The organism is Brevibacterium sp. FAM 24630, assembly GCF_049804075.1.
Classification (GTDB): domain Bacteria; phylum Actinomycetota; class Actinomycetes; order Actinomycetales; family Brevibacteriaceae; genus Brevibacterium.
Window position 1 is genome coordinate 117,843 of sequence record NZ_JBNBZD010000006.1, and the last position, 26,373, is coordinate 144,215.

Below are 26,373 nucleotides of genomic sequence, written 5' to 3' on the forward strand. Positions count from 1 at the left end.
CGCCCCTAAGTCAGCTCTTGGCCTTCTTCTTCGCGCGTCGCTCGGCCCGATTGGCCGGAGCCGGTTCGTCGTCGTCCTCAGATTCGGAGATCGAGGAGGAGCCGTTCTCCGATGGGGCCGACAGCTGCATCTTCGGGGTCGTATGCCGCAGTTCCTCGGCGTCGACTTCGACCTCGGAGTCGTCCCCGGACTCCGCCGGTGAGGAGCTGACCTGGACCTTGAGCGTATTGGTGAGGCGGACGACGTCCTCCTTGATCCCATCCTGCATGGTGGTGAACATGTCGAAGCCCTCCCGCTGGTATTCCACCAGCGGATCACGCTGCGCCATCGCGCGCAGTCCGATGCCGTTCTTCAGGTAGTCCATCTCGTACAGGTGCTCGCGCCAGCGTTTGTCGATGACGGAGAGCACGACACGGCGTTCGAGTTCGCGGGTCGCATCCTCACCGAGCTCTTCCTCTCGCTGGGAGTAGAAGACTTCGAGGTCCGACTGGATCTCCGTATTGAGTCGATTCTTCGTGAGGTTGCCGAGTCCGCCGACCTCCTCGGCGAGGTCTTCGGAGGTGATCGACGGAGTATAGATCTTGCCGAGGGCTTCGAAGAGTTCGTCGACCTGCCAGTCCTCGACCGGTCCTCTCGTCGCCTGGGCGACGTAGGCGTCGATGATCTCTTCGCGGAAGTTCGCGACCTGCTCTTTGAGGTCGGCTCCGTGGAGGACGCGGCGACGTTCGTCGTAGATGACGGTGCGCTGACGGTTGAGTACGTCATCGTATTTGAGGACGTTCTTGCGCTGTTCGGCGTTGCGCTGTTCGATCTGCGACTGGGCGGAGAGGATGGCGCGGCTGACCATCTTCGACTCCAGCGGCACATCATCGGGCACATTGGCCGTGGCCATGATGCGTTCGGCGGCGCCGGAACCGAACAGGCGCATGAGGTCGTCGGTCAGCGACAGGTAGAAGCGGGATTCGCCCGGATCGCCCTGACGTCCGGAGCGTCCGCGCAGCTGGTTGTCGATGCGGCGGGATTCGTGGCGTTCGGTGCCGAGCACGTAGAGACCGCCGAGTTCGACGACCTCCTCCGCATCGGCCTTGACCTTCTTCTCCGCCTCCTTGAGCACGTCCTGCCATTCGGCTTCGTACTGGTCCTCATTCTCGACCGGATCAAGACCCCGCCGCTCCATCTCTGCGACAGCGAGGAATTCCGCATTGCCGCCGAGCATGATGTCGGTGCCTCGACCGGCCATATTCGTGGCCACGGTGACCGAGCCCTTGCGACCGGCCAGCGCCACGATCGAAGCTTCCCGAGCGTGGTTCTTTGCGTTGAGGACTTCGTGCTTGACTCCGCGCTTGGCCAGATGCTTGGAGAGGTATTCGCTCTTCTCCACGCTCGTCGTGCCGACGAGGACCGGCTGGCCGGCCTCGTGTCGAGAGACGATGTCGTCGACGACGGCTGCGAACTTCGCGACCTCGTTCTTGTAGACGAAGTCCGACTGGTCGACGCGCTGCATCGGCTTGTTCGTGGGGATCGGCACCACACCGAGCTTGTACGTCGACATGAACTCCGCGGCCTCGGTCTCTGCCGTGCCCGTCATGCCGGAGAGTTTGTCGTAGAGGCGGAAGAAGTTCTGCAGAGTGATCGTCGCCAGGGTCTGGTTCTCGGCCTGGACCTGGACGTTCTCCTTCGCCTCGATGGCCTGGTGTAGACCTTCGTTGTAGCGGCGGCCCTTGAGCACACGGCCGGTGTGTTCGTCGACGATGAGGACTTCGCCGTCAAGGACGACGTAGTCCTTGTCCTTCTTGAACAGCTCCTTGGCGCGGATGGCGTTGTTGAGGAAGCTGATGAGCGGAGTGTTCTCCGCGTCGTAGAGGTTGCCGATGCCCAGGTAGTCTTCGACACGCTCGATGCCGGGTTCGAGCACGCCGACGGTGCGCTTCTTCTCATCGACTTCGTAATCGCGATCGGTCTTCAGCCGCTTGACGACCTTGGCGAACTCCCCGTACCAGCGGTTCGCATCGCCTTCGGCCGGGCCGGAGATGATCAGTGGGGTGCGTGCCTCGTCGATGAGGATCGAGTCGACCTCGTCGACGATGGCGAAGGAGTGTCCGCGCTGGACGAGTTCGTCGGCTGACCAGGCCATGTTGTCGCGCAGGTAATCGAAGCCGAATTCGTTGTTCGTGCCGTAGGTGATGTCCGCGGCGTACTGCTTCCGGCGCTGGACCGAAGGCATGTTCGCCTGAATGCAGCCGGTCTCCATACCGAGGAAGCGGAACACGCGGCCCATGAGCTCGGACTGGTAGGTGGCCAGATAGTCGTTGACCGTGATGATGTGGACCGGGTCCCCGGTCAGTGCGTTGAGGTACGCCGGCGCGGTGGCTACGAGGGTCTTGCCCTCACCGGTCTTCATCTCTGCGATGTTGCCCAGGTGCAGAGCGGCGCCGCCCATGAGCTGGACATCGAAGTGACGCAGGCCCAGGGTGCGGCTCGAGGCCTCGCGCACGGCGGCGAAGGCTTCGGGCAGCAGGGAGTCGAGGCTCTCTCCGTCCTTGTAGCGCTCCTTGAACCTGCCGGTTTCCTCACGCAGCTCAGTGTCGGACATCTCGCTGAACTCGTCGGACAGCTCATTGATGGCATCCGTGTATCGGCGGAGCTTCTTCAGAGTTCTGCCTTCACCTGTGCGCAGAAGCTTCTCGAGGAAATTAGCCACTTTTCTCCTAATCGGCATGACTGCCGGACAACAACTCGAACGACTGTATAGTCTCTAGCTTAATGGCAGGTGAGTGCCTTCGAGGTCCACTCCGCTCAGGCCCAGCCATGTGGCCATCGCCTGGAGCTCTTGGACGAGCTCCGCTGTGTGCTCCTCCCCCGGCTCCCATGTCACCCGGTGTGCACGCAGGGTGCCCGCCGCACGGTCCCGGTGCAGATCGACGCGGCCGACGAGCCGATCACCGAGGAGGAACGGCGTCACATAGTAGCCGTACACGCGCTGCGGAGCGGGGGTGTAGATCTCGATGCGGTAGTGGAAGTCGAAGAGCCAGTCGATGCGCGGCCGGTAGAAGACGAGTGGGTCGAAGGGAGCCAACAGTGCTTGCGCGTCCACTGTGCGCGGGGTGCGTGCCTCATGCCAGCGCAGGGCGGTGACGCCGTCGACCTCGACTTCGCGCAGTTCACCAGTGGCAAGCAGTTCCGCGATGGCGGTGTCGGTGGGTGCGCGCAGCTGTCGGAAGTAGTCCGCGATATCGTCGGGACGGGCGATTCCCAAAGCACGGGAGGCGGTGCGGGTCAGGGCGAGGACGTCGTTGTCGACGCCGGAGACTCCCCGCTGACGGGAGGCGACGGGGTCGAGGCCGAGGTCCGGGTTCTCAGGGGTCCCGAAGGCCAAGGGGATCTCGGGCAGTTCCGGGGAGACGTGTTTCGTGCGTGCGTAGATCCGTTCGAAGTGATCATTGCGCCCGGAGGCGCTGATCACGCCTCCGGCGAACAGCGCCTCGAGGGCGAGTTTGACCTGGCTGGGGTTCCAGCCCCAGTGCCCCCGGTGCCGTTCGGGCAGATCATGGTCGACGAGTTCGGAGACCTGACGCGCCGTCTTCGGTCCTGCGGCCAGCACGTCGAGCACGGAGGTCTGCAGCTCACGGAAGGCGGCACCAGATTCGGGGTGCCGTTGTCCGTAGTCGTTTCGCCACCACTCGGCGCGGTTGCGTGCGAAGTGGTTCCACGTCTGCGGGGGCACGAACGCCGCCGCATGGGCCCAGTATTCGACGCCCATCCTCGGCGAGGAATAGAACAGGCGGTCGAGCGTCTCCCGTTGGTACGGTCCCAAGCGAGAGAAGAATGGAAGGTAATGGGAGCGGACGACGCGCGCCACGGAGTCGATCTGGGTCAGCCCCATCGTGGCGAAGACTGATCTCAGGTGGCGAGCCGTGACCCGCTGCGGTCGCGGCCGGTCGAGTCCGGTCGCCGCGATGGCAGTCCTGCGTGCCTGCGCGCGTGTCATCTTCTCCATGATCCCACGCTACATTCCCCACCCCTATTACTACGTGACGGCGGCCCAGCAACCTCGCGCGAGGTTGCTGGGCCGCCGTCGGGTAGTAATAGGGGAGGTTAGTCGGCTGCTTCTTCGAGTTCGCGGTCGAGGGCGATGACTCCGTAGCTCCAGCCCTTGCGGCGGTAGACGACGGAGGGCTTGCTCGACTCCTCATCGATGAACAGGTAGAAGTCGTGACCGACGAGCTCCATCCGGTTGAGGGCCTCTTCGATGCCGATCGGTGCGGCGGTGAAGGTCTTCTCCCGCAGGACCACCGGCGAATCGCCCTCGGCCTTGATCCGACCGTTCGTCTTGTCGACGTTCGTCGGCTGATCGTCTGCCGCGGCCGAAGAGTCGGCGTCAGGGTCGGGAATCAGCGGTTCGGCAATCGGCATCTTCGCCAACGCTTCGGCGGTGGATTCCTTGCGGTGGTGACCCGAACGCGGAACCTTGTGCCGATCTCTGGCGCGCCTCAGCCGCTCGACGAGCTTGGCCCATGCCAGATCGAGGGCCGCGTATTTGTCGCTGGCCATGGCCTCAGCCCGAATCGCCGGCCCCTTCGCCACCACGGTGAGTTCAACCCTCTCGCTCGTCTCGGGCTGGCGGGAGTTCTTCTCGTGGGTGACGTGCACTTCGACGCGCTGAGCTCGGGGAGCGAGCTGTTCGACCTTCGCGATCTTGTCCTCGATGTGGGCTCGAAAGCTGTCGGAGATGGTCAGTTGACGGCCGTTGACAACGATGTCCATGATGTGTCCTTAGCGACTCGCTCGTCGGATTCATCCGATCCCATGCCCTTGGATGGGTAAACACCGTTATACAGTAAAGGGAGAGACAAATCGAGTGCCCCCGCGGCCGAGCCCGAGAACGGCTCCTGCAGCGGGTCTGATCTGCACCGATGCTAATAATCGTGCGCTTTCTGCCAAGGTCGCACCGGTCGTGGAGAAGTCATCGACGAGGATGTCCGCCGAGGCGGCCCGCCGCCGGTCACGCGGTTCGGATGACCGAATGATCTCCAGTTCCACCGCATCGAGATGCTGGGTGCGAGAGGCGTTCTTCGACCGCTCCTTCGCTCCGAGCCCGACCTGGTCCCGGGACCGTTCGGCCCGCAGCACGTCATGGACTTCCAACGGCAGCTCCGGGGCCAGCTCCTGCGCCCTCCGCGCCAGAGCGGCGGTATGGGAACCGCCGCGACGACGCCTGGCACGAGCTGAGCTTGGGGCCGGGAAGAGTCTGATCGCCCCTCCCCTGTAGCCGATGAGGTCGAGGGCCGCGACGACCGAGCGGTTCAGGGCCAGTGCCAGGGGATCGAGGATGTCGCGGCGGCCTCCGTCCTTATATCCGACGACCATCCGCGAGATGCGCGAGTTGTATTCGCAGACGCCGACGATCGGAATCTGACCGTAGCGCGGCTCCATCGCCCGCGGGATTCCGCCGAGCAGCTGCAGGCAACTCGTACACAGCGAGACGTTCTCCCGCCCGCATCCGGCGCATCGTCGGGGCAGGAGCAGTTCGCCGACCTCCTCGAGCAGCCCCATGGGAGCAATCTACTATGCGCCCGCAACCCCACGGGCCTAGCGGTCAGCCGGGGTAGGACGGATCCTTCGCCGCAACATCGACGAGTTTCTGCCACGCATTCGAGTTATACGAATACAGCGCCCCCTCGGAGCCGGTGACCAGGATCGAGCGGCCATCGGCGCCACCGGCGATACGGCTTCCGCCGGAGACCTCACCGAGCTGCTCCGAGGGACCGGTGACGCCGATGCGGAACGGCTGCGCGGAGTCGCCCTCTTCGGCCGCCAGAGCCACCAGATTGGTCGAACCGGCCCAGGAGACGTCCTTGACCTCGTCGAAGTTCGCGCCCACGGAGATCGGGGTCTCGGAAGCGTGGCCGGACGGATTGCCGGCCTTGTCCCGGGGGATGCCCACGACGTCGATGCGGTCCGGTTCTCCCTTATGGCGACTGAGCAGGGCGACTCGGGTGCCGTCGCGGGAGACTTCGACGTCGGCGAGCTGCCTGCCGGAGAGGAAGTCCACGGCCACGGTGAAGACCTTGCCGTCACGGCCCACCGCCTTGAGCTCTCCCTTGTTCTTGGCTTCCCCGGTCCACGTCATGTTGAACCGGTCGATACTCGGACGCACGAGCTGTCTGCCCTCGAGGATCGGGGTGGCGTCGACCGCGTCAGATTTCAACCGCATGAGTTCCCGGCGCTCGTTCTGCAGGTACACGTACAGGGAATCATCGAGCGAGACCGCAGGATCGCTGGCCTTCTTCCCCTTGAGGTTCGGACTGTTCTCGACCTTGGCCACGGTGGTGCCCGAGACCCGGGAGAGCCGATTGTCGGCGAGCACCACGGGAGGACCGTCGACCTGGATGGACGTGTCGGTCTTCGGCTGCAGGCTCGCAGAGATCGTCTGCCCGCCGATGCTCAGTTCGATGCTCGAGACCGAGGGGATGACCTGAAGAGTCGTTGAGATCTGCTGGCGGATCAGCCCCTTCTCCCGGTCCGAGAGGGCGGGGCTCTGCGGTCCCAACGACACATGTGCGACCCCGTTCTCGATCGTCACAACGTTCGATTCGCTGAGCTTCGCGCCGTCCGGGACAGCGGTGATCACCGCGCCCGACAGATACGGGGCCGGCCCGCTGAGCAGTTCGTTCATCAGCGCAGTCGGGGTCGACGAGGAGCGGAGGAACCACCGGGAGTCGGGGACGAGATACGAGTAGTCGGAGGTGAAGAACTGCAGCGAGTAGTTGAGGAAGATCGTGCGGAAATCGGACTGGCTGATGAGCAGGCCGTCCGGGGCCGAGGAGATCCGCCATTCGCCGTTCTCCTGCCGCAGCGAGAACTCCAGAGTCGACTGGGTGCCGGGTTTCGTCGAGTTATACACGCCGGAGGAGTCGACGAGGCCGACTACCGGGGCCGACATGCTCAGGGTCTTCTGGTCGGAGGTGACCTCTTGGTTCAAGGAATCGATGTCCGTGTCGTTGGGCAGCACCGACACGGATTCCTGCGGACTCCACTCCTGCGCCTCGGCCTCGGTGAGGAAGGAACGGGCGACGGAGAAGTTGTTGCCGGTTCCCGCGCCCGCGGCGAGGAATCCGCGCACGATCTCCGAAATGCTGTCGCCGGGTTCAGGCCCGTCGGGGATGCGGGCATTGCTGGCCCCGGGATCCCCCGAATCGTCTTCGATGTGGCCGACCGGTGAGGAGGTCGGGATCGACGAGCAGCCGACGAGGGCAAGAGAGGCGAATACGGAGACCAAGATCGTCCGCATGCGGAACCTTCGTGACTGCAGCGATGTCATGATCGGCCTCCTTCGCCTTCGCCATCGGTCTCGGCGGCGTCGCCGAGGCGGTTGTCGTCCTCATCGGAATCCGCCGCCTCGGCGGCATCGGTGTCCTGCTGTTCGTCCTCGGCGGCCATCGTCTGATCGGTTTCAACGACGATCGGGATCGACCCGGTCTGGATCCGCACGGATCCATCGGAAGACAGAGGACCGGCGACGAGGGCGGCACCCTGGATCTGCGCATCGCGGGGCGGCAGCGGCAGCGGTGAGGAGGTGATCTCCTGATCCGGGCGACGCGGAATCGTCAGACGGAAACAGGACCCCTCGCCGGGTTTGCCCCAGACCTGCAGCCACCCGCTGTGCAGGTGAGCGTCCTCGAGTGAGATCGCCAAGCCCAGCCCGGAACCGCCGAGGGTGCGTTTGCGGGCCGGGTCGGCGCGCCAGAACCGGTCGAAGACATGCTCGACCTGTTCCAAGTTCATGCCCACACCGTGGTCGCGCACGCTGACTGCGACGGCCTCGGCATTGGAGGCGACATAGATGTCGATCGGGTTGCCGTCACCATGCTCGATCGCATTCACCACGAGATTGCGCACGATGCGGGTGATGCGCACCCGGTCGGCCTCGGCCATCACCGGCGAGGACGGGGCGTGGACGACGATGCCCGTCGACATCTGCTCGGCGACCATCGACACCGTCTCGATGACGGAGGTGACGATGGCCCCGATGTCGACGGGTTTGGCCACGAGCGCTGCGGCACCGGCATCGTAGCGGGAGATCTCGAGCAGGTCGGAGAGCAGATTGTCGAAGCGTTCGGCCTGCGAATTCAGCAGCTCGGCGCTGCGGGCGGTGACGGGGTCGAGTTCGTCACGCGAGTCGTAGATGAGGTCCGCGGCGGCGCGGATCGTCGTCAGCGGTGTGCGCAGTTCGTGCGAGACGTCGGAGACGAACTGACGCTGCAGCACGGACAGCCGTTCCATCTGCTCGATCTGATGCTGCAGAGTGTCGGCCATGTCGTTGAAGCTCTCACCGAGCACCGCGATCTCGTCGTTGCCGTGCACGGGCATGCGTTCGTCGAGGTCACCGTCGGCGATGAGGCGGGCGACTTCGGCCCCCGTGCGCACAGGGGTGACGACGAGGCGTGTGACGATCCAGGCGACGGCACCGACGAGGACGACGAGGACGAGTGCGGCGACGAACATCGACCTCTGCACGAAGTTCAGGGTGTCCTGCTGTTCGCTGAGATCGCCCAGGTAATAGAGCTGGAATTGGCCGGCGCCCGGGATCTGCAGCTCCTGGGTGATGAGCAGTCCGGGGCCGTTGCCGTCCGGCAGACTCACTGATTGGTAGAGCTTGTCATCGGTCGGGGCTTTGCGGATGGCTTCGCGCAGTTCGTCGGTGACGGGCACCTTCGCCGTTTCCCCGTCCTCCTCGGCGACGCCGGCGGTGATCGTGGTGAACGAGGAGTTCGGTTCCTTCGGCTCCAGTGTCAGCGAATACACCGACCCGGCCGAACGGTTGTAGATCGACGACAACTGCGAAGACAGGGTGTCCTGAGTCACCGCCTGACCATCGACGGGAGCCAGAGAACGCAGCTCGGAAAGGATCGACCGGGCCTGTGAGGACAGAGAGTCCAGACGGGTGTCAAAGAGGCCGCGGGCGATCTGCTGGGACATATAGGTGCCGACTCCGAAGATCGCCACCGAAGTGAGCACGATGGTGAGAGCGACGATCCTGACCTGCAGGGAGTGGCTGAACGATCGAAGGATGAAACTCCAGAACGTTCGCAGTGCCGAGGCCGCGGTGCGGATGGGCCCGCCCGCTGCCGACCCGGAACTCACGCGGCTCTGCCGGCCTTATAGCCGACGCCGCGGACAGTGACGATGATGTCGGGTTTCTCTGGGTCGCGTTCGATCTTCGACCGCAGCCGCTGCACGTGCACGTTGACCAGTCGAGTGTCGGCGGCATGACGGTAGCCCCAGACCTCTTCGAGGAGAGTCTCACGAGAGAACACCTGCCAGGGTTTGCGGGCCAAGGCCACCAGCAGATCGAATTCGAGGGGAGTCAGCGATACCGGGGAACCGCCCTTGGTCACGGTGTGGCCGGCCACGTCGACGACGACATCGCCGACGGTCAGCAGCTCCGGGGCCTGCGGTTCGGAGATCCGCAGGCGGGCACGGACACGGGCGATGAGCTCCTTGGGTTTGAATGGCTTCGGCACATAGTCGTCGGCACCGGATTCGAGACCGAGGACGACGTCGACGGTGTCCGATTTCGCCGTGAGCATGATGATCGGCACCGAGGACACCTCGCGGATCTCTCGGCAGACTTCGAGACCGTCCTTGCCCGGCAGCATCAGGTCGAGGAGGACGAGGTCCGGGCTGACCTTCTGGAACTCCTCGAACGCCTGGTCGCCTGTGGCACAGAAGAAGGGCTCGAAGCCTTCACTTTTGAGCACAATTCCGATCATTTCGGCCAAAGCCGTGTCATCATCAACTACGAGGATTCGAGCGTTCATGCTCCCATTGTCCCTTATGTTCGCCTGTTCTTTCGTTCCCGACACTCCTACCCTATCGGGCCGAGCCGACCACCTCGGTCATCACGTGGCCTCTGCTCGGCACGAACAGGAGAATCATGGCAGGATTGGCAGTGATGGGACGCTCGAATGCATGGACCTCGGAGGTCGACTGGCACACCGGCCGATGGCAGGCCCGCACCGCATCCGCCCCGCATCACAGCTGGGCGCCTCCGCCGCCTCGCGGACTGTTGCCCAAACGTCCGCTGACCTTCATCGAGGCACTCGATTCCGGGTTTCGGCTGCTGCGATTCGCGCCGGGGCTGAGCATCGGCTCCTCCCTCATCGTCTTCACGCTCTGGAGCCTTCTGCTCACCGCCATCGGCACATTCGTCGCCGTGCAGTTCCTGCCGTTCCTCTACGATCTCAGCGGCAACGACGAGGCCCTCTCCGGCTTCCTCGCCCTCGCCCAGCTGGGATCGGCTGCTCTCAGCCTGCTCAGCCTCGGACTGGCACATCTGCTCTCCGGACTCATCGCCACCGGCACCCGCGCCTCCTTCGGAGCACGCAGGACCACCCTGTCCGAGGCGTGGAAGGCCCTAGCCGGCCGTCGGCTGCGCCTGGTCTCAGCGACCGTGCTCATGTCGGCGATCAACCTCGGCCTGCTGCTCGCCCTCGCCGCCCCCACCGCTCTGTTCGCTCTCATCGATTCTCCGGTTCTCGCCTTCGTCTGGGCCGGAATCGCCGTGCTGCTGTGGCTGCTCGCACTCCTGTGGATCAATCTGCGCCTGTCCTTCCTCGGCGCATCGATCGTCGTCGAGGATCTCAATGTGCGCGCCGGGATCCGCCGGTCGTGGGCGCTGACATCGCGCGGGTACTGGAGGCTGCTCGGTCAGCTGGCGCTCGGCTATTTCCTGTCGAATCAGCTCGTCCAGCTCGTCATCTCACCGCTGGTCTTCGTCATCTCCATCGCCGTCGGCCTCGGCTTCGCCACGACGGAGGGCAACGACACCGCACAGCTCGTCCTCGGAGTCGTCGCCGGCGGTCTGCTGCTGGCTCTGACGCTGATCTCCTCAGCCGTGCTCTTCGCCTACTTCTCCTGCCTCGTCACGGTCTGCTACTTCGACCAGCAGATGCGCACCGAAGGTCTCGACCTCATCCTCATCCGCAGTGAGGAGGAGCGATGACCGGCAGCCTCTTCACCACCGCGGTCTCGGTGGCCCAGCTCAGCGCCGCCTCGGCGAGCATCGACCGCAGGACCGGCCGCGAATGGGTCGAACATGAACTGTCGAAGCAGGAATACGCGGCCAACGACCTCACCCCGCTCGAGCAGATCGGCCAGTGGCTGTCCTCCCTGTGGGATTCCCTCGTCAGCGCCGCGCTGGGGGCGAATTCGCCGTGGCTGCTGCTCCTCGTCGTGCTCGCCGTGATCGCGATCATCGCCCTCATCATCTGGCGCATCCGCCGTGCCGGGTTCCGCCGCACCGGCCTCCCGCTGTCGGCCTTCGACCCGGTCGTGTCCCTGCCCGAACCCGGTCCGTGGCGCGAGAGCGCGGCCCGGGCCGCGGCCGCGGGAGACTTCGAGACTGCGGTCATCGACGAGTCCCGCGCGATCTTCGCGGTCCTCTCGGTCAAGCAGATCGTGTCGTTGGAGTCCTCGGCGACGGCCAATGAGATCGCCCACGACGCCGAGGCGGCCCTGCCCGACCACGGCCCGGACCTGCACCGCGTCGCTGAGGTCTTCAACGACCTCCTCTACGGACAGAGGACCGCACAGCGGTCGCGACCGGACCGAGACCTGTCCGCGGTTTACGCGCAGCAGTGCGCTCTCGACCGGAGCCTGAGCGCGCTGCCGGTCCGCAACAGGCAGGAGGCACCGGCATGAGCGCACAGCTGGATGTGGCCACCCGCGGCACCCGTTCGAGCACCCGCATCCCCTTCGGCACCCGGATGCGTTCGGTCGGAGTCTGGATCACAGCGGCCATCGTCATCCTCATCGTCGTCATCGCGATGATGGTCCTCACAACCGATGACGAAGTCGACGAGCCCCTCCACTTTGATTCGACCTCGCGGAGCGGGACGAAGGCTCTTGTCGAGACGCTGCGCGCCCACGGCGTCGAGGTGACCACCACCGAGGACAAGAAGACGGCACGCACCGCAGCCGCACGTCCCGATACGACCCTGCTCATCCCCGCCAACACCGATGCCCTGTCGGCCGGGGACATCAACGGGTTCGAATTCACTCTGCGCAAGCACGCCAATCGGCTCGCGCTCGTCGACCCGGGCGCGAACGTCGCCTCATTCACCGACCGCATCACCGTCAATGACAATGGGAGTCCGCTGAGCACCCCGGACCCGGTGTCACAACCGGACTGTTCGGCCCCGAGTGCCCGTGCCGCCGGCACCGTGACCACCGGTGAGATGGAATACGCCGAAACGGCGAAGGGCACCGACGGCATCACCGCGTGCTACCCGTTCGCGGGCCCGGGTGTGACGGAGGTCGACGGCGCCGAGGTGGCTCCCGGATCCGCGCGCGGACAGCTCGTCACCGATACCGGTGGTCCGGTCCCCCTGACCGTGATCGGCAATCCGGAGTGGGTGACGAACGAACACATCGATGAGGAGGGCAACGCCGCCCTGGCCCTCTCGACGCTGTCGGAGACCGACCATCTCGTCGTGTACTACCCGCAGTTCGACGCCGATGAGCAACCGCCGCCGTCGCTCATCGACTACGTGCCCAGGTGGTTCCTCGCCGGTGCCCTGTGGCTCATCCCCTGCACGCTCGTCCTCCTCCTCGTCCTCGGGCGGAGGTTCGGCCCCCTGGCCGTCGAGCGACTGCCCGCGATCGTGCCCGCTGTGGAGACAGTCCACGGCCGTGCTGCCCTGAGCTCCCGCAGCCACGACCGTGCCGGTGCTCTGCACACTCTGCGCACAGCGGCGCTGCTGAGGATCGCCAAACGTCTGGCGCTGAGCCCCGATGCCCGCATGCCGGACATCCTCGACCGCATCGCCGCAACCACCGGGGCGGATCCGGCTCTGCTCCATCATGTCTTCGTCTCGGCTCCTGTGCGTACGGATGCCGAACTCACCGACCTCGTCCATCAACTCACCCAGATCGAAAGTGAGATCCCATGACCCAGTCGCCGCAGGACAACTCCGCACCCCAGACTCCCGCTGCGCCGGAGGCCCCCGAACCGGACACGCCCCCTGCTCCGCAGACCCCGGTCGGCGGCGAGGCCCCCGCCCAGCAGGTGACTGCGCCGGGACCGGATCCGCTGCGCGAGGCCTTCACCGGTGTGCGCACCGAGATCGCCAAAGCCGTCGTCGGTCAGGACCAAGCGGTCACCGGAATGCTCATCGCTCTGCTGAGCCAGGGACATGTCCTCCTCGAAGGTGTGCCCGGAGTTGCCAAGACACTCCTCGTGCGCAGCTTCGCCGCCGCCGTCTCCCTCGAGAGTTCACGCGTCCAGTTCACCCCTGACCTCATGCCCAGCGATGTCACCGGTTCGCTGGTCTTCGACGCCTCGGCCGCTGACTTCTCGTTCCGTCCCGGACCGGTGTTCACGAACATCCTCATCGCCGATGAGATCAACCGCACCCCGCCGAAGACCCAGTCGGCGCTGCTCGAAGCGATGGAGGAGCACCAGGTGTCCGTCGGTGGTCGTCCCCGCCGGCTGCCCGAACCGTTCCTCGTCGCCGCCACGCAGAACCCCGTCGAATATGAAGGCACTTATCCGCTGCCGGAAGCCCAGCTCGACCGGTTCCTGTTCAAACTCGTCCTCGACCTGCCGGAACGTGAACACGAGTTCGAGATCCTCGAGCGCCACGCTCGCGGCTTCGATGCCGCCGAGCTCTCGGCGGCGGGCCTGCGCCCGGTCGTCGACGCCGACCTCATCGCCGGCGCCCGTGAGGCCATCGCGGGAATATACATCGCGCCGCAGATCATCACCTATGTCGTCGATCTCGCCCGCGCCACCCGCCGGGCCCCGTCCCTGGCGCTGGGTGTCTCCCCCCGAGGAGCGACGAGGATGCTCGGAGCCGCCCGCGCCCACGCGTGGCTGAGCGGACGGAACTACGTCACCCCCGACGATGTCAAGGCACTGGCGCATATGACGCTCGGTCACCGTGTCATCCTGCGGCCCGAGGCGCAGATGGACGGCCTCGACGTCAATCAGGTCCTCGATTCGATCATCGCCACCACCGAAGTTCCGCGCTGAATGACCGCCCGGCTGTTCCTGCTCACTCTCCTCGGTCTCGTCCCGATCCTCCTCGTGCCCACCTGGACGATGGGGCTCATCGTGATCGGGGTGCTCATCATCGTCGGAGTCCTCGACTTCTTCCTCGTCCCCCGCATCCATGATCTGCGGCTGCAGCGCACACCGGGCCCCCTCGTCCGCCTCGGCGCCGGGACCCACAGCACGCTGACGCTGATCAACGATTCGCCGCGGCGACTGCGACTGGACGTCCGTGACGCGTGGGCGCCGAGCGCCGGAGCGGTGAGGACCCGCTCACATCATGACCTGGCGCCCGGCGAGGAGGCCGAGGTGCGCACAGCACTGCAGCCGGTCAGGCGTGGAGCCCTGCCGGCCGATCTGGTGACGGTGCGCAGCCGCAGCGTGCTCGGTCTCATCGCCCGCCAGAAGAGCATCGAGGTCCCCGCCGAAGTCCGTGTGCTGCCCCCGTTCGCCTCTCGCCGGGAACTGCCGTCGAAGACGCAGAAGCTGCGTGAGCTCGAGGGCCGGTCCGCGGTGATGATCCGCGGCCTGGGCACCGAGTTCGATTCGCTGCGCGACTATGTCGACGGTGATGATGTGCGCTCCATCGACTGGCGGGCCAGTGCCCGCGCTCAGGATCTCGTCGTCAAGACGTGGCGACCGGAGAAGGACCGAAGGGTCGTCATCGTCGTCGACTCCTCCCGCTTCGCCGCCCGCCGCTGCGGTGAGGGTACGGTCTTCGATGCGGCCCTCGAAGCGTCTCTGCTGCTCACCGCCCTGGCCACCGGAGCAGGCGACCGCGTCGATGTCATCGTCGCCGATGCCCGGGTGCGCGCCATGGCCTCGAGCCGACGCGCCCACGACCCGGTCCATGACCTGTCGGTGGCATTGACCCCGGTGCATCCGGAGCTCTTCGACGCGGATTGGGAGTCGATCACCGCCTCGGTGCTGGCCACGGCTCGTCAGCAGGCGCTCGTCGTGTTGGTCACGCAGCTCGATGAGTCGACGCTCGCCGACGACATTCTGCCGGTCCTGCCCACCCTGACCAGCCGTCACCGGGTGGTCGTGGCCAGTGTCGAGGATCCTTCCCTGCGTGACCTCGCCGAGGCTCGCGGTGATGCCGAGGAGATCTACACCGCGGCCGCCGCCGAGGCGGAGCTGCTGACGACGACCTCGTTGCGGACCCGTCTGCGCGGGCTCGGTGTGTCCTCGGTGCAGGCCGCACCGGAGGATCTTCCCGGTGCCCTGGCCGACCTCTACATCCGGCTCAAGGTCACCGGGGGCCTGTGAACGGGTTCCCGGCCCCGGACTCATCTGCCAGCTCACACGAACCCGTCGGCGGCCGCTGACCGGGTGTTCTAATGGTCGGTGGAGATGACGGAATAACCGGCCTGATGTTCGTCGAGATCGGCGCTGAGCCCGGCCTCGGCCGCGCGTTTGCCGAAGTGCCGGGCATAGAGGACGACGGCCGCGGTGCAGAGGACTCCGATGGCGATCTTGAGCACCGGCGGAATCGGGTTCGGAGTCACGAACCCCTCGATGAGGCCCGAACCGAAGAGCAGAATCACGAGTCCGCCGGCGACGATGAGCAGCGACCGGGCTTCGGAGGCGAGCTTGTCACGACGGAGTCGGGGCCCCGGCACGACCCAGGCGAAGAAGAGTCGCAGGCCGGCGGCTGCGGCGAGGATGATGCAGCTGATCTCGGGGATCCCGTGCGGCAGGATGTAGAGGAAGAAGTCTGACGCTCGGTCGAACTCGAACATCATGGCGCCGGAGAAGCCGACGTTGATCGCGTTGGAGAACAGTCCGGCGACGACATAGACGCCGGTGATGCCCAGGAGGACGAATTGGACGGCGATCCACGCGTTGTTCGTCCACACGCCCACCGCGAAGAATCCGTTCGGGTTCTCCTTGTAGTAGTCGACGAAGTCATGTTCGGCGAACTGTCTGCGGAACTCACGGTCGCCGAAGGTCTCGAGCACTTCCGGGTGCATTCCCGCCCACACTCCGGAGACGACGGCGACGGCGAGGAACGCCGCGGCCACGATGACGAAATCCCAGCGCAGGCGGTACAGCGACAGCGGCAGGCTGATGACGAAGAAACGCGACAGACCCGACAGTCCCCCGCTCGGTACGGAGGACAGATGGTTGCGGGAACGGTGGACGATCGCGGAGAGCCGGGCGGCTTCGAGCGAGTCCGGGGCGACGGTCATGATCCGAGAGAGATCCTTCGACGCCGCCCGGTAGAGGTCGAGGAACCGTGTCGTCTGATCGGGGGTCAGCGTGTTCTTCTTCGCCAGTGCCGACAGCTCCTGCCAGTCATCGCCATGCAGCTCGGCCAGAAGGTTCGGATCCATGCCTCCACTCTATCGGAGACCGCATGCCTCATGACGATTTCTCGGCCGGATATGACACGATGGACCGGTGAGTACTCTGGTCACCGGTGAAGCCGTCGAACTCAACGTCCAGCCAGCCGCGCTGGCGGCACGCGCGTTGAGCTGCCTCATCGACTACATCGTCTATTCCCTCGTGAACATCGGGCTGCTCATCGCCACGTTCTGGCTGCTGCTGGCCGCGCTCGACGTCAATGGGCTGCTGCTGGCCTCGATCATGACCATCATGACGGTGTCCGTGTTCGTGCTGCTGCCGATGCTCGTCGAGGTGCTCAGCCACGGCCGGTCGCTGGGAAAGCTCATCCTCGGGCTGCGCATCGTCCGCGACGACGGCGGCGCCGTGCGGTTGCGTCATTCGTTCATCCGCGCACTGCTGTGGCCCTTCGAGATCCTGTCCACCGGCGGCGGTATCGCCGCTCTGTCCGGGCTCGTCTCACCTCAGGCGAAGCGCCTCGGCGATTATCTGGCCGGCACCGTGGCGGTGAGCGAACGCAGCGCTCCGCCTCCGCCGATGCACACACATGTGGCACCGCAGCTGCAGGCGTGGCTGGCCCGCACGGACGTGTCCGCAGTGCCCGCGGGCCTGCACCGGCGCATCGTCCAGTTCCTCGCCATGGCGCCGCAGCTCGGCAACGAATCGAGATGGCAGCGGGCGATCGAACTCGCCACCGAACTCAACCCCTATGTCGCGCCGGCACCACCGGAGGGAACCTTCCCCGAACAGTTCCTGTCCGCGGTCATCCACCGAATCCGCGCCGCCGAAGTCGACACGCTCCGGCAGCGCGCGGCCCGGGCGGAGAAGTTCAGAGCCGGGGTCGACACGCTCCCCCACGGCCTGAGCCTCCACCGCCGCTGAGCGAGCCGCCAGCAGGGCGCTGAGCGCGTCGACGACAGCGTGCTGAGCCTGCCCGGCGGCGTCGCACTGCATATGCCGGCGAAAGCGCACTGAGGCCGCTGGCGGCGTCAGTAGCGGTAGTGATCGGGTTTGTACGGTCCGGCCACGTCGACGCCGATGTATTCGGCCTGTTCCTTGCTCAGTTCGCTCAGCTTCGCTCCGAGCGCGGGCAGGTGCAGACGTGCGACCTTCTCGTCGAGTTCCTTCGCCAGACGGTGCACCGAATCATCGTAGCGTTCGTGGGCGGCCCACAGTTCGATCTGGGCGAGCACCTGATTGGCGAACGACGCGCTCATGACGAACGACGGGTGCCCGGTGGCGTTGCCGAGGTTGAGCAGCCGCCCTTCGGAGAGGACGAGGAAGTCCGTCCGCGCCCGGTCGAGTCCCACCTCGGCGGGCACCGGAACGGACCATTCGTGGACCTGCGGTTTGATCTCGATCTTCTCCACACCGGGCAGCCGGGACAGTCCGGCCAGGTCGATCTCATCGTCGAAGTGGCCGACGTTGCCGACGATCGCTCCGGGCTTGAGCGTCTGCAGCACCTCGACGTTCACGACTCGGGTGTTCCCGGTCGTGGTGATGATGATGTCGGCCTGTGGTGCCGCCTCGGCGAGGTGATCGACCTGGTAGCCGTCCATCGTCGCCTGCAGTGCGCAGATCGGGTCGATCTCTGTGACGATGACGCGCGCCCCCTGACCGCGCAGGGCTTCTGCGGCGCCTTTGCCCACGTCTCCGTAGCCGACGACGACGGCGATCTTGCCGCCGATGAGCACGTCGGTGGCGCGGTTGAGTCCGTCGGGCAGGGAATGGCGGATGCCGTAGCGGTTGTCGAACTTCGACTTCGTCACCGAGTCATTGACGTTGATGGCGGGGAACGGCAGCGCTCCCTGCTCGGCGAGGCGGTAGAGGCGGTTGACTCCGGTCGTCGTCTCCTCGCTCACGCCCTTGATGCCGGTGGCCAGCCGGGCGAAGCGGCCCGGGTTCGCCTCGATCGCCGCTGCGATCTGGGTGAGCAGGACCTTGAATTCCTCCGGGTCGTCCTCGGCTGCGGTGGGTACTCCCCCAGCGGACTCGAATTCGGTGCCTTTGAGCACGTACATGGTGGCATCGCCGCCGTCGTCGAGGATGAGATTCGGGCCCTCGGGGAAATCGAAGATCTTGTCGGCCGCCCACCAGTACTCCTCGAGCGTCTCGCCCTTCCACGCGAAGACCGGGACCCCTGCCGGAGCCTCGGGTGTCCCGGAGCCGACGACGACGGCGGCTGCGGCCTCGTCCTGAGTGGAGAAGATGTTGCAGCTGGCCCAACGGACTTCGGCGCCGAGGGCCACGAGGGTTTCGATGAGCACCGCGGTCTGCACGGTCATGTGCAGGCTGCCGGCGATGCGGGCACCGGACAGAGGCGCTGAGGCGGCGAACTCGTCGCGCAAGGCCATGAGCCCGGGCATCTCCCGTTCGGCCAGGCGGATCTGGTGCCGACCGGCCTCGGCAAGGGTGAGATCGGCGACCTTGAAGTCGGTGGAATCGAGCACGGTACCTCCATATGGCGGGCTGTCGGATCGTGTTCGAGTCTATTGCCCGAACAGCTGGCTTGTCCCACCCGGCCCGGTCCGCGGACAGAGAACCGGTCGGTCAGGCGCGAGCGGTGACGAAGTCGCTGACCCGATCCCGCAGTTCCTGCATCCGGGCGACGTCCGCGGCTTCGACGTTGAGCCGGACGAGGGGTTCGGTGTTCGACTTGCGCAGGTTGACCCACCAGTCGTGACCTTGGAGTCCGATGCCGTCGAGGTCGTCGACCGTGTTGTCCGGGAAGTCTCCGGCGTGTGCGGCGAAGTCCGAGAGCACGGCGTCGGGGTCGGCCACGGTGAAGTTGATCTCCCCGGACTGCGCGAAACGGTCGAAGGAGTCCACGAGTCGGGAGGCGGGTGCTCCGGACTCGGCCAGGGCCGAGATGAGGTGGCAGGCGGCGAGCATGCCTGAGTCCGCGCCGAAGAACTCCTCGAAGTAGAAGTGGGCGGAGTGTTCGCAGGCGAAGACCGCTCCGGTTTCGCGCATGAGGGTCTTGATCCCGGAGTGTCCGACCTTCGAGCGCAGGGCACGCCCGCCGGCGGCCGTGATCGTCTCGGCCACGCTGCGGGAGGTGATGAGGTTGTGGATGACGGTGGGCTGTTCGTTGCCCTGAGCTCGTGCGCGGGCGATCTCTCGTTCGGCGACGAGGGCGCCGACGGCCGAAGCCGACATCGTCGCTCCTGTCTCGTCGATGAAGAAGCAGCGATCGGCATCGCCGTCGAAGACGAGTCCGAGATCCGCCCCGGTCTCGACGATGGCGTGGGCGGCGTCGACGAGGTTCTCGGGCTTGAGCGGATTCGCTTCGTGGTTGGGGAAGGTGCCGTCGAGTTCCGTGTACAGCCCGATCACCTCGAAGGGCACCGAGGCGGCTCCCGCGTCGGTGCCGAAGACCTCCCCGAGGAGCCGGCCGGCCATGCCGTTGCCGGCGTCGAGGACAATCTTCAGTCCCGTGACCTCTTCGATGCGGGTCAGTGCCCGCATCCGCGCGACGTACTGTTCGCGCATGGTCTTCGCTGCCCCTTCGTCGACGGCGACGGCACGGCCATCGTTGAGAGGTGCCGTGGCGGCGAGCTCCCTGACTCGGGACAGACCGGAGGCGAGGCTGACCCCGGCGGCGCGGGGGCCGCAGATCTTGATCCCGTTGTAGTCGGCGGGGTTGTGGCTGGCAGTGATCATCGCACCGGGGATGTCGAAGATCCCCGAAGCGAAGTAGAGCTGGTCGGTCGAGCACAGTCCCAGCAGCATCGGTCGTAATCCGGCGGCTTCGACTCCCGCGGCGAAGGCGTGGGCGAACCCGGGCGAGCTCGGGCGCATGTCATGTCCGAGGACCACCTCGGTGGTGGAGTGGAGCTCGGCCATCGTCGCTGCGGTCGCGAAGCCGAGGGCGAAGAGGACGTCATCGTCGAGCTCGTCCGGGATGCGCCCGCGGATGTCATAGGAGCCCACGACCGCGGTGAGGGCGGCGGTGCGGTGCGGGGCCGGGCCCGCGTCGTTCGAAGCGGGGTTCGGTGTCTCGGGCGAGGCTTCGGACGAGGACGAGCCGGTGGGGCTCATGAGTCGCCGATGATGCGCAGGTGTCCGTGCTTGCGGCCGGAGTGCGCGGAATCGTTCGCGCCGGTCTGTTCGCCGCGGGCCGGGGTCCGGTCGGCACGGTCGGCGGCTTCCCTCACAGCATCGGCGATGGCCAAGAGGTCGTCGCGACTGCGCTCGGGCGGGGCCTGCCCGGAATCGATGCGGATGAGCTGCCAGTCCACGGGCGCGGTCAGCTTGGCAGCATGTTCGGCGCACAGGTCGTGGGCACCCGGCTCGGCGCGCCTGCCCAGCGGCCCGATGACGACGGTCGCATCAGCGTGCACGTACGTCATAGTGGCGGCGGCGGGGCGCGAGCAGCTGACTTTTGAACACATTCTCACGGCTGACACAGTCCAATACTCTACACGCCGGATTCGACCGATTCGCTCAGGCGCGGCGGCCTCGCACGTAGAATGGCGTCCTATGAGATCGAGGCGACATCGCGACCGGCACGGACGGGGCCTGCGCTCCCCGCTGCACCGGGCCGCGGTACCGGCCAAGCTGAGTCGGGCCGAGAGCTTCGCCCAGGCCGCTGCCGCCGAATTCGCCCGGATGCGCACCCGCGAACCGGATCTCCTCGCCGAGGTGGTGCTGGCCGTCGATGCGGTTCCACCGGCGAGTTCGACCGAGCCGAGTTTCGGTCGAGTGTTCCCGGCGACGGCGAATCGTGCGACCCATATCGTCCTCTACCGACGGGTCATCGAAGATCACGCCGGCACAGAGAACAGGGACGCGCTCATCGCCGAGGTGGTCGCCGATCAGGTCGATATCCTCCGCCGTACGTGACGGCCGTCTCCGCGCGGTCCCCACAGACTCGGAGCCGAAGCGGCTTCAGCCCGAACCGTGCAGCCGACTCAGCCGAGGCGGATGTCGCGGTAGGCCACACCGGTCGGTGCCGGGGCCGGAGCGACGGTGGAGATTCCATCGTCGGTCGTCACGACGGCGGTGGCGTGCACTCCCTCGGCGCGTGAGCCCGAGGCCTGGGAACCCTTGAGGACCAGAGCGCGCACCGATTCCTCGGAGACCGTGCCGGTGTCGACCACCGTCGTTCCGGTGGGGTTGAGGTCGACCGTCTGCGGGTCGGTCAGCGAACCGTTGTCGAGCATGCCCTGCACCTGCACGCGCCCCTGTCCGGGTGAGAGGTGCAGGGAGGTCTCTCCGGTGCGCGGCAGCGCCATGATCTGGGTTTCGGCCAGGGATTCGCTGGCTTGGACGCTGCCGAAATCGCTGGCGCCCTTCTTGCCGTCCTGGCCGATGAATGCTCCCGCCTGGATCTGCTGATCGGCGTCGATGACGAGACTCGTGGCCTCGAGGTCACCGAGATCGGCTTCGGCGACTCCGTGTCCGACCACGGTCATCGACTGTCGGGGAATGTCGATTTCGCCATCGGGGCCGAAGGCCTTGAGTCCGACCTCGGCCAGCCCCTTGCCCGGGTTCGCCACACGCACCCGGACGTCTTTGCCGTTCAAGCCGGTGAGCACCTGCTCACGGTCGGCATCCGCGCCGGCTGCGGCAAGGTCGATTCCCTGAGGTTTGAGCCCGTCGAGCACGGTCTCCTGCACGGAGCCGGCAAGGACTCCCCCGTCGACGGTGACATCGACGGCCAGGGCTTCGGCTCCGCCTGCCAGTCCGGCCAGACGCACGGCGCGCTGTTCGCCGGCTTTGATGCTCAGTTCGGTCGGCTCGGCTGCGCCTCCACCGGGGGTCATGAGCTTGACTTCAGCCTGGACGGGAGCGTCGCCGGGGTTGCTCAGCAGCAGCTGCGAATTCGAGCCGGTGGCACCGGAGCCGGCGAGGATGCGAAAGCTGCTCGCGGCCTGTGCGCAGGTGAGTGTGGCCAGACCGGTGAGGTCGCCGGAGCTGCCTTCGACGGTTTCGAGACCGGTGGTGAGAGCGGGGGCGCCGGGGCGGGCGAATCCCGTGACGACTTTCGTCGAGTCGATGCTGTCGTCGCCGGAGACGAAACCCTGCCCGGCAGGGTTGTCGAAGTCGACCGAGCCGCCGAGGTCGGCGACCTGCAGCCTCGCCGAGGAGGTCGATCCGTCCGCGGCCCCGATCGGTGCCGAAGCGGCGACGACTCGCGTCGAGACCTTCGAATCGTCGACGAACTCCGCGTCCGTGCCCTCGGCCGTTCCGTCGGTGAGCAGAGGGCCGGGGCACACGACGCGCGTGTCGGCGGTGGGCATTCGCACCTGTTCCGGACTGCGATCGAGGGTGCCCGGGGTCATTGGCGCGAGGAATGAGGTCGTGGCCACGAGCACTCCGGGTACGGCGATGGCCCCGAAGGTCATGATGCTGCGCAGATTCTTCATGCGCTCGTCTCCTTGCTGCCGTGGCCGTCGGTGCGCTCGGTCGTCCGACTCGTCCGCTCGGTCGTCCGGCCCGTCTGCCCGGTCGTCCGGCCCGTCCGCTCGGTCGTCCGGCTCGTCCGGCACGTCTGCCCGGTCGCAGCGCCGGACTGCCTGCTGGACACGCGGGTGTGTCTGCGAGATCCGCCGAAGGGGATGGCTGCGATGATGCTCAGCGCACCGAGCACCCAGCCGGCGATGACCCCGACCGGATAGGCCGGCGAATTGAGTGAGAGCTCGACTCGGCCGCCGGAGGCGGGGAGATCGAATTCGCTCACCCAGGTCTCCTGGGAATTTTCCGGCTGCGGCAGCACTTCGCCGTTCGAACGGGCGGTGATCCCGTCTGCGGCATCGGCGATGATCAGTGTGCGTCCGTCCTCACCGGCGGGCACCTCGGCGGTGGTGCCGTGCATCGGTGCGGTGCTCAGCCGTCCATCGGCATCGCGGATGAGGAAGCGCCCGCTGGAGGGCTTGTCGACTCGCCACAGCTGTCCGGATTCGGTGGGCCCGACGGCGATCAGCCCCTGCGCGACCGAGACGGATTTCTGCAGCCCCTCGGCGTTGGTGCCGACGAGGACGAAGTCGGCGCCGAGTTCGCCGAGGATATCGCTGACGTCTCCGGCGTCGTCGGCCGACAGGGCGGCCGCCGCCTGTGCCACGAGCACCTGGTCGTCAGGGATCGGCAGCGGGCGTCGCTGCCACGGCCATCCGCCGACGGTCTCAGCTGCGGTCACCGTCGAGGTGCCCAACACGGTTCCGTCCTCGGCCGACAGCAGAGTCGCGAGGACCTCCCCGTCGACATTGTCCAGGCGCAGGGTGCGAGCCTTCGCGTCCCCTTCGGCACGGTCGGCGGCCAGGGCCGGGACGGTGCTGTCCTCGGTGGCGGTGACGGCCTCGGGCGAGGTCGCGGCCCGGCCGGCGCCGATGGCGATGAGTCCGATGGAGGCGACGGCGACCAGGCCGACGAGGCCGCGCATGGGCATCCGTCCGCTGCCGGTCCGACTCGCCGAGGTGCGATCGGCCCCCAGGGACAGCAGCAGGATCGCCCCGAGGCTGATCAGGGTCAGGCCGGCGGCCGGGTAGGAGCCGATGAGATGGAATGGGCCGGTCTGTGCGGGCAGGTGCACCTGGATGGCGGCGAGGATGAGCCCGCCGAGGTAGAGTCCCACCGCCCAGGTCAGCCGAGTGAGTTCGAGCCTGGCCTCGATGAGAGTGAAGAAGGCGAGGATGAGCATCGGGAGAACGAGGACGGGTGCCCACAGCTGGAGCGCTCCCGGGCTGATTCCGCCGAGTCCGAAGTGTTCGGCGAGGTCCGCCAACCAGGACAGGTCGATCGGTCCCGGGAATCCGACGGCCAGCAGGTAGGTCGGCGCGGTCTCGGCCGCTATGGTCTGTCCGGGCATGGTCAGCTGCGTTCCGGGCTCCCGCACGAGAGCCCACAGCCAGGGCCAGGCGAGGAACAGTGTCGGTGCCAGCAGCCACAGATGGCGCAGCCCGCGCCCGGCCACGAGCAGCACCGCAGTGCCGAGGACCGCCACGGTCAGCAGCAGCGGGATGCCGGAGATGATGACGAAGAGCAGCAGTCCGCTGCCGGCCGCGGCCGCGATCGATCCCGTGCGCAGACTCCGTCGCAGGCTCAGCGCCAGCAGCGGCGCGCAGATCCAGACGAGCACCACACCGAGGCGGCCGTCTGAGAGAGCGGAGGTGAACAGCGGTGAAGCGATCCACAGCAGAGCGGCGAATCCGCGTACCCAGCGGCGTGGGAGCACGCTTCCGGCCCCGGCATAGGCGGTGATCCCGGCGAGGATCGGCGCCGCGAGCAGCAGGGTGCGGACCATGATGTCGACATGGCCGAAGAAGAGGAGTGAGAGAGTCCCGAGGACGAGGTGGTAGGGGTCGGCAGGGGCTGCCGCGCCGGTCGAGACATCGAGGTGACGGCCGAGCAGGCGGGAGAAGATCTCACCGAGGCCGACATCCGTGGTCCCCAGGGCGCCGCCGTCGAGGTGGCCGGGTCCGAAGAGCCGGTAGCTGATGAAGCCGCTCATCACCACGGCGGCCAGAACCACATAGGTCAGGGGCGCACGCAGCAGACTCGAACCGCCGGAGATCTCGAGTCGGGAGAAGGAGTCGATGGCCTCTTCGGTGTCGCCGATCGGATTGAGCTCGGCATCGGCGTCGGGCCCGCCGGTGGGCACCTCGGCTGGATGCGAGTCATCGTCCACGTCGCCCATCGACCGACGCTGGACGGCCAGTTCGTCCGCATCGGCATAGAGTGCGGCGACGTGGGAGGTGGAGGTGCGCTTGGCCGATCGGCTGCGCCGAGCATTGGCGCGGCGCAGCGGCGCCGTGGTCCTCGCGTCCGCGGGCAGACCGAAGAGGGCACCGAGGTACCAACCGGCGGACCGGAAATTATTCGACAGCAGCCCACCGAGGATGTGCCCGAAGTTCGAGAAGGCGAGCAGGAAGAGCAGAGCAGCCTGACCCTGACCGGCGAGACTGAGTCGGTAGCGCTGTTCGGTGCGGATCTGGAACTTCGAAACCGGGGGCTGGGGAGAGGACCGGAGCTGAGCGGCCGCCTCGGCGGAGATCTCCATCCGTGCTCCCGGGGCCAACAGCACACGACGCCCGAGATCACGCAGCCGACGGGAGTATTCGATCCCGCGATATGCGGGACCCAGGACGCGAGAGGGGGCGCCGATGCGCGTCAGTTCGGCGGTGGCCATGAGCAGGCCGGGCAGGTCGAGGCCGAGCGTTTCGGTGCGGCTGTCACGCTGCCCCTGATCGATTTCGCCGGAGCCCACGGGATTGAAGCGCTCCCCCGCCGGAGTGGTGCTCACACCGGCGGAGACGATGCGATCGCCGCGCATGAGCTTCGGGCCCACGGCGGCGATGGATTCGGTTTCCCCGATGGCGTCGAGCAGCTCATCGAGACAGCCGGGTTCCGGTCGGCAGTCGGGGGTGAGGAACCACAGATAGTCCGAGTTCGCGACAGCGGGATCCTCGGTTGCCTCGGTCAGCGTCCGTCCCCCGAGATCCACGACTGGGATCTCGGGGAAAAGCGGACGCAGAGCTGTTTCGAGCTCGACCTTGCTGGCGTCGTCACCGGAGGTGACAACGACAGTGACGGCTGGCCTCACACGACCTTTTTCTTGAGCCGGCGGCGTTCGCGTTCGGACATGCCGCCCCAGATGCCGAAACGCTCATCGTTGGCCAGAGCGTATTCGAGGCATTCGGAACGGACGTCGCAGGATGCACAGACACGCTTGGCTTCGCGAGTCGATCCTCCCTTCTCGGGAAAGAACGCCTCCGGGTCGGTCTGGGCGCAGAGGGCCTGGTCCTGCCACGACAGTTCACCGTCTTCTGCGGCACCGAGAAGCAACGACAGCGGCGAGACCGCGGCGTTGTCCTGCTGCAGCGGCGTCAGATCACTCGGATCGACGGCGAGCGGATCAGGCAGCGTCTCGGGTGTACGTGCTCCCGGTTCGATGAACCAGTCTTCGGCACGGCGGGAGGTGACTCCCGGTGCGGCGGTGAAGTCTTCTCTCTCCCGCCATTCTCTCTGTGCGC

21 protein-coding genes are annotated in these 26,373 nt (G+C 66.5%); 7 read left to right on the forward strand and 14 right to left on the reverse strand.

The features are described 5' to 3' along the window. Nucleotides 1-10: 10 nt before the first annotated feature. The 7 genes from secA to mtrA all read right to left on the reverse strand — a co-directional run bounded on the left by secA (nucleotide 11) and on the right by mtrA (nucleotide 9,821). Nucleotides 11-2,701, reverse strand: coding sequence for a preprotein translocase subunit SecA (gene secA, locus ACPUD7_RS06815; protein WP_425119471.1), 2,691 nt, complete (start codon nucleotides 2,699-2,701; stop codon nucleotides 11-13). A gap of 54 nt (nucleotides 2,702-2,755) precedes the next feature. Next, nucleotides 2,756-3,997, reverse strand: coding sequence for a winged helix-turn-helix domain-containing protein (locus tag ACPUD7_RS06820; protein WP_425119472.1), 1,242 nt, complete (start codon nucleotides 3,995-3,997; stop codon nucleotides 2,756-2,758). Between the two features lie 98 nt (nucleotides 3,998-4,095). Further along, nucleotides 4,096-4,764, reverse strand: a complete 669-nt coding sequence (gene hpf, locus ACPUD7_RS06825) for a ribosome hibernation-promoting factor, HPF/YfiA family (RefSeq protein WP_135538148.1) — start codon at nucleotides 4,762-4,764, stop codon at nucleotides 4,096-4,098. A gap of 66 nt (nucleotides 4,765-4,830) precedes the next feature. Then, on the reverse strand, nucleotides 4,831-5,553 hold the full coding sequence (locus ACPUD7_RS06830; protein ID WP_135538147.1) for a ComF family protein: 723 nt from the start codon (nucleotides 5,551-5,553) through the stop codon (nucleotides 4,831-4,833). Between the two features lie 43 nt (nucleotides 5,554-5,596). Further along, nucleotides 5,597-7,321 (reverse strand): LpqB family beta-propeller domain-containing protein, encoded by a 1,725-nt coding sequence (locus tag ACPUD7_RS06835; RefSeq protein WP_425119473.1) that lies wholly within the window; start codon nucleotides 7,319-7,321, stop codon nucleotides 5,597-5,599. Then, complete coding sequence (gene mtrB, locus ACPUD7_RS06840) at nucleotides 7,318-9,144, reverse strand: MtrAB system histidine kinase MtrB (protein WP_240689610.1); 1,827 nt, start codon at nucleotides 9,142-9,144, stop codon at nucleotides 7,318-7,320. Before mtrB ends, ACPUD7_RS06835 begins: the two co-directional genes overlap by 4 nt. Then, on the reverse strand, nucleotides 9,141-9,821 hold the full coding sequence (mtrA, locus tag ACPUD7_RS06845; protein WP_135538143.1) for an MtrAB system response regulator MtrA: 681 nt from the start codon (nucleotides 9,819-9,821) through the stop codon (nucleotides 9,141-9,143). Before mtrA ends, mtrB begins: the two co-directional genes overlap by 4 nt. A gap of 116 nt (nucleotides 9,822-9,937) precedes the next feature. Here mtrA and ACPUD7_RS06850 point away from each other — a divergent pair, with 116 nt between their 5' ends. The 5 genes from ACPUD7_RS06850 to ACPUD7_RS06870 are packed head-to-tail and all read left to right on the forward strand — an operon-like array spanning nucleotide 9,938 to nucleotide 15,322. Further along, complete coding sequence (locus ACPUD7_RS06850) at nucleotides 9,938-11,005, forward strand: hypothetical protein (protein ID WP_240689609.1); 1,068 nt, start codon at nucleotides 9,938-9,940, stop codon at nucleotides 11,003-11,005. Further along, on the forward strand, nucleotides 11,002-11,703 hold the full coding sequence (locus ACPUD7_RS06855; RefSeq protein ID WP_135538142.1) for a DUF4129 domain-containing protein: 702 nt from the start codon (nucleotides 11,002-11,004) through the stop codon (nucleotides 11,701-11,703). The genes ACPUD7_RS06850 and ACPUD7_RS06855 overlap by 4 nt, the downstream gene beginning before the upstream one ends. Beyond that, nucleotides 11,700-12,953, forward strand: coding sequence for a DUF4350 domain-containing protein (locus ACPUD7_RS06860; protein WP_135538140.1), 1,254 nt, complete (start codon nucleotides 11,700-11,702; stop codon nucleotides 12,951-12,953). Before ACPUD7_RS06855 ends, ACPUD7_RS06860 begins: the two co-directional genes overlap by 4 nt. Continuing rightward, nucleotides 12,950-14,035, forward strand: a complete 1,086-nt coding sequence (locus ACPUD7_RS06865; protein WP_135538139.1) for an AAA family ATPase — start codon at nucleotides 12,950-12,952, stop codon at nucleotides 14,033-14,035. The genes ACPUD7_RS06860 and ACPUD7_RS06865 overlap by 4 nt, the downstream gene beginning before the upstream one ends. Beyond that, complete coding sequence (locus tag ACPUD7_RS06870) at nucleotides 14,036-15,322, forward strand: DUF58 domain-containing protein (RefSeq protein WP_135538137.1); 1,287 nt, start codon at nucleotides 14,036-14,038, stop codon at nucleotides 15,320-15,322. Nucleotides 15,323-15,390: 68 nt separating this feature from the next. Here the strand turns inward: ACPUD7_RS06870 and ACPUD7_RS06875 are convergent, their stop codons facing one another. Then, nucleotides 15,391-16,389 carry a stage II sporulation protein M gene (locus ACPUD7_RS06875; RefSeq protein WP_135538135.1) on the reverse strand — a complete coding sequence of 333 codons (999 nt, stop codon included), beginning with the start codon at nucleotides 16,387-16,389 and terminating at the stop codon, nucleotides 15,391-15,393. A gap of 67 nt (nucleotides 16,390-16,456) precedes the next feature. Between ACPUD7_RS06875 and ACPUD7_RS06880 the strand changes: the two genes are divergently transcribed. Beyond that, a complete protein-coding gene (locus tag ACPUD7_RS06880; RefSeq protein ID WP_135538133.1) occupies nucleotides 16,457-17,281 on the forward strand; it encodes an RDD family protein in 825 nt (274 codons plus the stop codon). Between the two features lie 107 nt (nucleotides 17,282-17,388). Here the strand turns inward: ACPUD7_RS06880 and ahcY are convergent, their stop codons facing one another. From ahcY to ACPUD7_RS06895, 3 genes are all read right to left on the reverse strand, one after another. Further along, nucleotides 17,389-18,849, reverse strand: a complete 1,461-nt coding sequence (ahcY, locus tag ACPUD7_RS06885; RefSeq protein WP_425119474.1) for an adenosylhomocysteinase — start codon at nucleotides 18,847-18,849, stop codon at nucleotides 17,389-17,391. A gap of 100 nt (nucleotides 18,850-18,949) precedes the next feature. After that, nucleotides 18,950-20,440, reverse strand: a complete 1,491-nt coding sequence (gene manB / locus ACPUD7_RS06890; RefSeq protein ID WP_135538129.1) for a phosphomannomutase/phosphoglucomutase — start codon at nucleotides 20,438-20,440, stop codon at nucleotides 18,950-18,952. Then, nucleotides 20,437-20,793: a DUF3499 domain-containing protein gene (locus ACPUD7_RS06895; RefSeq protein WP_135538407.1), complete on the reverse strand. Its 357-nt coding sequence runs from the start codon at nucleotides 20,791-20,793 to the stop codon at nucleotides 20,437-20,439. Before ACPUD7_RS06895 ends, manB begins: the two co-directional genes overlap by 4 nt. 88 nt (nucleotides 20,794-20,881) lie before the next feature. On the opposite strand from ACPUD7_RS06895, the gene ACPUD7_RS06900 reads away from it, so the two are divergent. Further along, nucleotides 20,882-21,244, forward strand: a complete 363-nt coding sequence (locus ACPUD7_RS06900; protein ID WP_135538127.1) for a hypothetical protein — start codon at nucleotides 20,882-20,884, stop codon at nucleotides 21,242-21,244. A gap of 68 nt (nucleotides 21,245-21,312) precedes the next feature. Here the strand turns inward: ACPUD7_RS06900 and ACPUD7_RS06905 are convergent, their stop codons facing one another. From ACPUD7_RS06905 to ACPUD7_RS06915, 3 genes are read right to left on the reverse strand one after another with little or no spacing between them, the layout of a single operon-like run. Next, entirely contained in the window at nucleotides 21,313-22,770 is a 1,458-nt protein-coding gene (locus ACPUD7_RS06905; RefSeq protein ID WP_135538125.1) for a DUF5719 family protein, read from the reverse strand. Further along, nucleotides 22,767-25,943: a glycosyltransferase family 2 protein gene (locus tag ACPUD7_RS06910; protein WP_135538123.1), complete on the reverse strand. Its 3,177-nt coding sequence runs from the start codon at nucleotides 25,941-25,943 to the stop codon at nucleotides 22,767-22,769. The genes ACPUD7_RS06905 and ACPUD7_RS06910 overlap by 4 nt, the downstream gene beginning before the upstream one ends. After that, entirely contained in the window at nucleotides 25,940-26,191 is a 252-nt protein-coding gene (locus ACPUD7_RS06915; protein WP_167200753.1) for a WhiB family transcriptional regulator, read from the reverse strand. Before ACPUD7_RS06915 ends, ACPUD7_RS06910 begins: the two co-directional genes overlap by 4 nt. Nucleotides 26,192-26,373: the final 182 nt, after the last annotated feature.